The following is a 484-nucleotide window of genomic DNA, read 5'->3' as shown; positions in this document are numbered from 1 at the left end:
CGACGATGTCGAGGGCGTCCTCGACGGCCTCGGGCGTCCCGGTCGAGCCGACGAGCCCGCGGAGCTGGTCCCGCAGTCGGTCGTTCCAGTCCTGTCGGACCCGGAGGCCGTACTCGACGTTTCGCTCGACGGTGGCGTCGAACAGGCTGGCCTCCTGAAACACCATCCCGATCCGGCGCCGGCGAGCCAGTCGTGCGTCCTCGCCAAGCTCCCACACCGCCTCCCCGTCGAGCTCGACCGTCCCCTCGTCGGTCCCGGTCGTCGACTCGGCTTCGTGCCCGTCCGGTTCGAGGAACAGCGCGAGGATCCGCAGGAGCGTGGTCTTCCCGACCCCGGAGGGGCCGATGATCCCGACCACCTCGCCCTGGTCGACGGACAGCGACACGTCGTCGACGACTCGCTCCTCGCCGTAGCTGTGGGAGATCTGATCGAGTCGGATCATCGGTTCATCGACCCCTCGTCACCGAACCGGACGACGATGGCG

General features: G+C 69.2%; 1 protein-coding gene. It reads right to left on the bottom strand.

All coding sequences use genetic code 11. From position 1 onward, the window contains the following. Positions 1-442 (bottom strand): ATP-binding cassette domain-containing protein (locus EXE48_RS18220; RefSeq protein WP_137712174.1); only part of this gene is annotated, 442 nt, incomplete at its 3' end. Between the last annotated feature and the right edge of the window lie 42 nt (positions 443-484).

The organism is Halorubrum sp. ASP1, from assembly GCF_005435135.1.
GTDB lineage: Archaea > Halobacteriota > Halobacteria > Halobacteriales > Haloferacaceae > Halorubrum > Halorubrum tropicale.
Note: the sequence above shows the minus strand (reverse complement) of the source record. Positions and strands in the feature narration are given on the sequence as shown.